Annotated in this window: 7 protein-coding genes; 3 read left to right on the top strand and 4 right to left on the bottom strand. The window is 71.0% G+C overall.

Annotated features, from left to right (window positions below):
• Together AB0I42_RS26760 and AB0I42_RS26755 are read left to right on the top strand one after the other, a co-directional pair.
• Positions 1-483 (top strand): hypothetical protein (locus AB0I42_RS26760; RefSeq protein ID WP_357541270.1); only part of this gene is annotated, 483 nt, incomplete at its 5' end.
• A 282-nt stretch (positions 484-765) separates the two neighbouring features.
• Complete coding sequence (locus tag AB0I42_RS26755; protein ID WP_357541268.1) at positions 766-1437, top strand: hypothetical protein; 672 nt, start codon at positions 766-768, stop codon at positions 1435-1437.
• A 75-nt stretch (positions 1438-1512) separates the two neighbouring features.
• Here the strand turns inward: AB0I42_RS26755 and AB0I42_RS26750 are convergent, their stop codons facing one another.
• The 4 genes from AB0I42_RS26750 to AB0I42_RS26735 all read right to left on the bottom strand — a co-directional run bounded on the left by AB0I42_RS26750 (position 1513) and on the right by AB0I42_RS26735 (position 4805).
• The gene (locus AB0I42_RS26750; protein WP_357541266.1) at positions 1513-2193 is read right to left on the bottom strand and encodes a hypothetical protein; all 681 of its coding nucleotides are present in this window, start codon (positions 2191-2193) and stop codon (positions 1513-1515) included.
• A gap of 109 nt (positions 2194-2302) precedes the next feature.
• A complete protein-coding gene (locus AB0I42_RS26745; protein ID WP_357541264.1) occupies positions 2303-3217 on the bottom strand; it encodes a hypothetical protein in 915 nt (304 codons plus the stop codon).
• Positions 3218-3447: 230 nt separating this feature from the next.
• A complete protein-coding gene (locus AB0I42_RS26740) occupies positions 3448-4197 on the bottom strand; it encodes a hypothetical protein (RefSeq protein ID WP_357541262.1) in 750 nt (249 codons plus the stop codon).
• A gap of 176 nt (positions 4198-4373) precedes the next feature.
• Complete coding sequence (locus AB0I42_RS26735) at positions 4374-4805, bottom strand: hypothetical protein (RefSeq protein WP_357541260.1); 432 nt, start codon at positions 4803-4805, stop codon at positions 4374-4376.
• A 30-nt stretch (positions 4806-4835) separates the two neighbouring features.
• Here AB0I42_RS26735 and AB0I42_RS26730 point away from each other — a divergent pair.
• A partial coding sequence (locus AB0I42_RS26730) for a hypothetical protein (protein WP_357541258.1) occupies positions 4836-5056 on the top strand: 221 nt, incomplete at its 3' end.

Genomic DNA, 5056 nt, shown 5'->3' with positions numbered 1-5056 from the left:
GCACGCGAACCCGAGAGCGGAACAGCCGACACGACCGCTGGCGAACTCGCCAGCCAGTCAGCCAGCACGACCACCGGCACACAGGCCACCACCACCAGCGAACCCGCCAGCAATCCCGCAAGCCAAAAAGCCAGCCAACCCGCCGGCACTACCGCCCGCACAGACGATGGCGGTCGAGATGTCGGCAACGCTGGTGGGCGGGCCAGCAAGGTCGCCCGCGCAAACACCAGCAAGGTCGCCAGCACCCGGGGGAGCACTGAAGCAGCTCGCGGCAGCAAGCAGAGCCCCCGCCCGGCGCGGCGGCGAGGGAGACCAAAAGGGCCGGTTCGCAGCGCGGTATCCGTGCGGATTCTGGCCGAGCTTGACGAGCGGATGACTGACGCGGTCGAGCAGTCGGGTCTGGGTCCGCAGGACATCGTCGACGAGGCGCTACGAGAGTGGCTGGAGGCACGCGGGTACCTCACTAGCGAGCCGACCACCTAAGGGGTATCGTTATAGGCCCGGTGGTCTACCGGGCCGCAGACAACGAGTCGGCGGTTGCCGCCTTGCGGAACGGGCTCTAAGCCCTTCAGAGGGGCGTTGAGTGGGGGAGGAGTGCGTCATGAGAGATCGGCCCGGTCTCGCTGGGTTGCTGCTGTTGCCCGCTACACTGGCCGCGTTCGGCACGGGCGTTGCCTGGGTCGGGCTTCTGGGCGGCCGGGGCCTTGCCGCCACCCGCGTGCGGGTGATTGGCCCCGGCCGTTACTACTCGCCTGGCGGTACCGCGTGAAGACCTGGACTGTCGAGGGCCGCGAAGCCACGAACCGGGCGGGTGCTGCCGAGCATCTGGGGCTCGCGGCCAACACGGTGAACATGTACGCGTCGCCGGCCGGGCGTGCTCGTCACGGCTGGCCGGAGCCTCTGGCCGAGCAGGTCGACGGGCAGGAGGTCTTCGCTCTGGTCGACCTCGACGCCTTCGCCGCGGCCCGCAACACCCGCCGGACACCCCCGGCAACGACGGAGGCGGCCGACCCGGACGAGTTGATCGGGGTCGGCGAGTTCGCCGAGCTACGTGGAGTCAGCCGCGACACGTTCAAACGCTACGTGGAGGACTCCCGAAACGCCTGGGCGCGGGGAGAGGACGGCTACCTGCCAGTGCCCGACGCCCCGGACCCGCGCAGCCCCGAACTGGGCCGCCGTGTGCGGTGGCAGTGGCGACGCGACAGGGCGGCCGCCTGGGCATTCCCCGAAGTGCGGCGTCACGGAGGACGTAAGGCAGGCCCGCGGCCCCGAGTCGTCGACCTGAAAGCGGTTCTGCGCAACGCCGGCGACGGGGAGCGGCCGCCGGTACGGGTACTGGCCGCCGAACTGAGCCAACGGCTCGGGGTCGACGTCAGCTCCCAGGTGGTACGGCGGTTGCTGAGCCAGCTCAAGGAGGCCGAGCAGCCGCAGCCCTGAGCTGCAATGCCGACGGCGGCCGGACCCGAATCTCGGGGCCGGCCGCCGCTGCGTGACGCCGCTGATCGGTGAGAGTTACTCGGCCCGGCCGACGACCTGCCCGGTGGGCTGGGCGACGATCCGGTCGCACTTCACACACCGATAGAGCACCCCGTCCCAGGAATCCAGGACCGCCAGCAGGGCACCGACGCGAGTGCAGGGGTCGAAGCCCTCGTCGGCGGCGTCGTTGCCGCAGACGCAGATCCACTCCCCGGCGACGTGCCCAAGGACGTAGTCGTCCCGCTCGCCGGTGACCTGGGTGTCATCGACGGACTGACCGTCGAGGGGTTGGCGCTCCAGCCAGAACCCTTCCGCGTCATCGGCCAGATGCCAGAAGTAGAGGTTCGAGGCGGCGAGGTCGTTCTCGGGTGGCGTGGCCGGCACGGTGAACCCGGTCGTCGTCAAGCCTGCGACGCGGTCCCAGCGAGCCCGCGCCGTCCGTGCCAGCCGTCCGATCGCGGCGAGCGGGTCGTGGAAGGCCAGCGTCTCGTCCACGTCGGGCGACCAGTAGCGCAGCAGCCAGTGGTAGCCGTTGACGGGGCTCAGGTACGGCTTGACCAGCGCCGTGGTGGTGTCGCCTCGGATGGCGGCGACGAGTTGCGCCAGGAGTTGGCCGGCGTCGGATATGCCGGTCGTGGCGTGCTCGCCGTTGAGCAGGTCGTCAGCGGCCCGGCACAACGCCGCCAGGTGCGCCGGGATCGGGTGGGGGATGGTCATGGGCTTCCTCCATGGGGTGGGCTTCTGATGTCGGGCCGGGTTGCCGCCCCGGCCCGACACCTATAATGATACCCCATGTCCTTTGTGGAGGGAAGCCTGATCTCGGTCGCTACCTGCGAATACGTCGGCCGGGCCGGGCCTTGTCCGGTTCCTTCGGGTACGGGCCGGCCGGCAGCGGCACGTCGTCGTCGAGGGCGGCCCAGTCCGGCCGCAGGTTGCGGTTGATCCGCACCTCGCGGGCCTGCCGTCGGGTGCCGAGGACCTTCAGGTACCGGTGGCAGCCGTCGTGGCGGACCAGGGTGACGCCGACGCGGGGATCGTCACGGACCGCGTCGCGCAGCCAGTCAGCCGGCTTCTCCCCGGCCCGCATCGGGCGGGCGCCGTACTCGTCGACGAGGCGCCGTTCGGCCGCTTCGTGGCCGGGTGCCTGCTTGCGGATCTTCTGCATGGTGACGCCGTTCAGGAACAGGCCGTCGGGGAGTTGCCACTGGGTGCGATCCTCGCTGCGGCCGGCGCGCTTGTACTCACCGGCCTGGTAGATGTACCCGACGTGGCCGGGGAAGATCACCCGGCCGGTGGACGTGTAGCGGGGGACCGGGTCGGCGAACGACAGCACGGCGCGCACACCGCGGGCGAGCAGCAGCTCGCGGCAGCGCGCGTCGAACCAGCTCTCGGTGTTGCCGGGCTCGTCCTCGGCCAGGACGAACCGGCCGCACTCCAGCGACTCGGTGCCGGGGGTCAGCTCGGGGTAGGCCAGGAGCAGCGCGGCGGGTGACGTGACGCAGTAGGCGGCGACGCCGACCAGCTCGTCACTGCGGTAGAGGCCGAACGAGGGCCGGCAGGCGACGTGGGAGCCGCTGTAGTGCCGGGGGATCACGAACGCGGCCGCGGTGGCCCGGTCGATCTTCCGTACCTCGTAGCGGCGGGCGTCGAAGCGCTCGTTCGGGGCTGCGAGCTGCCACTTCTGGCGGCGTTTGGTGGTCCAGCGCTGGCACCACGGGGAGGTCGTCGGGATCTCCAGCATCGACTGGCGGGCCGCGGGCGACCGAACTGGGCGGGCCGCTTGCGTGGCCGGCCTGCGGCGCGGTGGCTGGGCGGGAGGAAGGGGCAGGGGCAGGGGCAACTGGCGGGTCATGCTCACCGGTCCGTTGAGGCCCGCGCGTAATCGCGCGGGTTCGGGTAAGAGACGGGGGCCGGCCGGCCCGGGGCAGGTTCGGTTCACGCCCCGGGCACGGCCGGTGGGGGGTGCTGCGGTCAGGCCGGCAGGGCCGGGCCGGGGGTGAGCTGGCAGTCCCAGCACGTGGGGTCGTGCACCTCGTACGCCTGGCAGGGCTCATCGCGCCACGGCCAGCCACAACTGGCCACGTGGCCGCACCCGTCGTGCCGGTGCAGGTGCGGGCTGAGGTAGGCGCCGCTGTTCGGCCAAAGCCCCTTGAACGCGGCCGTCGCGTCGTCCCAGGCCATCACGGGCAGCAGCGGCAGGGCCAGCGCCGATTCCGGGTCGGGCAGCAGCGGTACCGTCCGGGTTTCGGCGCCGATCTGCACGTCGGCCGTGGGGTCGGGCAGCGGGGCGGTACGGGTGGCCCGACCTGCCCGCCGCAGTTCGTTGTCGATGCGGGCGGGCAGGACCGCCAGCAGCCATTCCAGGCGGGTGTGCCAGGTGGGGTGGTTCGCCACGTAGGAGTTGGCGTAGCCGAGAAGCTGACTCCAGTACACGTGCAGCTCCCGTACCGCGATCACCGTCTTACGCCCGCCGTGTCCACAGGTGTCGATCCGATCCGCGGCGTACCGCTGCGGGTCGAACACGTCCTCCCACCTGGCGGCGTACTCGGCGGCGGCGGTAGGGGCGTAGTGGTCGATGAGGGGCGGGATCGCCAGTTTCGGTGCCAGCGGGCAGTCGCCGGGCTCCGGGTGGATGGCCTGGATCGCGGCCGTGATCTGCGTTCGGGCCTTCTCCAGGTCGGGGGTGATGCTGCGGAATCGGTCTTCAGGGCTGGTGGACACGGAACCTCCGGGTCGCTGGGCTTCTGGGGTCGAGGTCGGGGTGCCGCCCCCTCCCTCTGCCTATAATGATACCCCATATCAGCTACGGACGTAAGGCCGGATCCGCATCCTGAACAGCGAAAAGCCCCGCCGTGCCGACCTTGCGGTCCGCGCCCGACGGGGCATACCTCGCTCGCCTACCTAAGCGCGCCCAACGGGGTCGCGGACGTCGGGCCGCAGGGTGCGGGCATCGCGACCGGCAGGTGGAGACTGTGACCGCCGGCGGACAGGCGCACCGTGTAGCGGCCGGGCTGCCCGGCGGCGACTACCTCGATCGACGTGACGGCGTAGTCGATCCCCACGGTCAGGTAGAGCGCGGCGGTGAGCACCTCGTCGGCGATCCTGTCCCGGTCCGCCTGGTGGGCCAGGAACGTCGTGGCCAGGTGCTGGTGTGCCGACACGAGCAGGGCCAGCATGTCGGGGGCGCGCTCGCTGCGGAGCTGCCTGACGGCGTCCCAGAGGGGCTGCCGTTCCGCCCAGTTCAGCGCCTCCGGCTGGTCTCGACGGATGCGCTCGGTCAGTCGCGCCACCTGGTCGGCGTGCGCGTACGTCGCGGGAGACTCACCCACGGTGTAGTCCTCTCCTTGTCGGGATCTGGGATGGAGGTCGGGGTGCCGCCCCCTTCCTCCACCTACAATGATACCCCATACCCTTTGTGGGCGGTAGCCGATCAAGAGGTTGAGCAGGAAAAACTGCCGCCGACACACCCGCGAGGACGTCGCCCGGAACGCACCCGCCCGGCTCTGGCGTCGGTGCCGATCCCGGCCGAGGAGGTGGGCCGCAACGCGGTGTCGCTGCTCATGCGCAAGCTCGCCGGCAC

Origin of the sequence: Polymorphospora sp. NPDC050346 (assembly GCF_040655695.1) — a bacterium.
Classification (GTDB): domain Bacteria; phylum Actinomycetota; class Actinomycetes; order Mycobacteriales; family Micromonosporaceae; genus Polymorphospora; species Polymorphospora lycopeni.
This window is presented reverse-complemented; position numbering and strand designations above follow the sequence as displayed.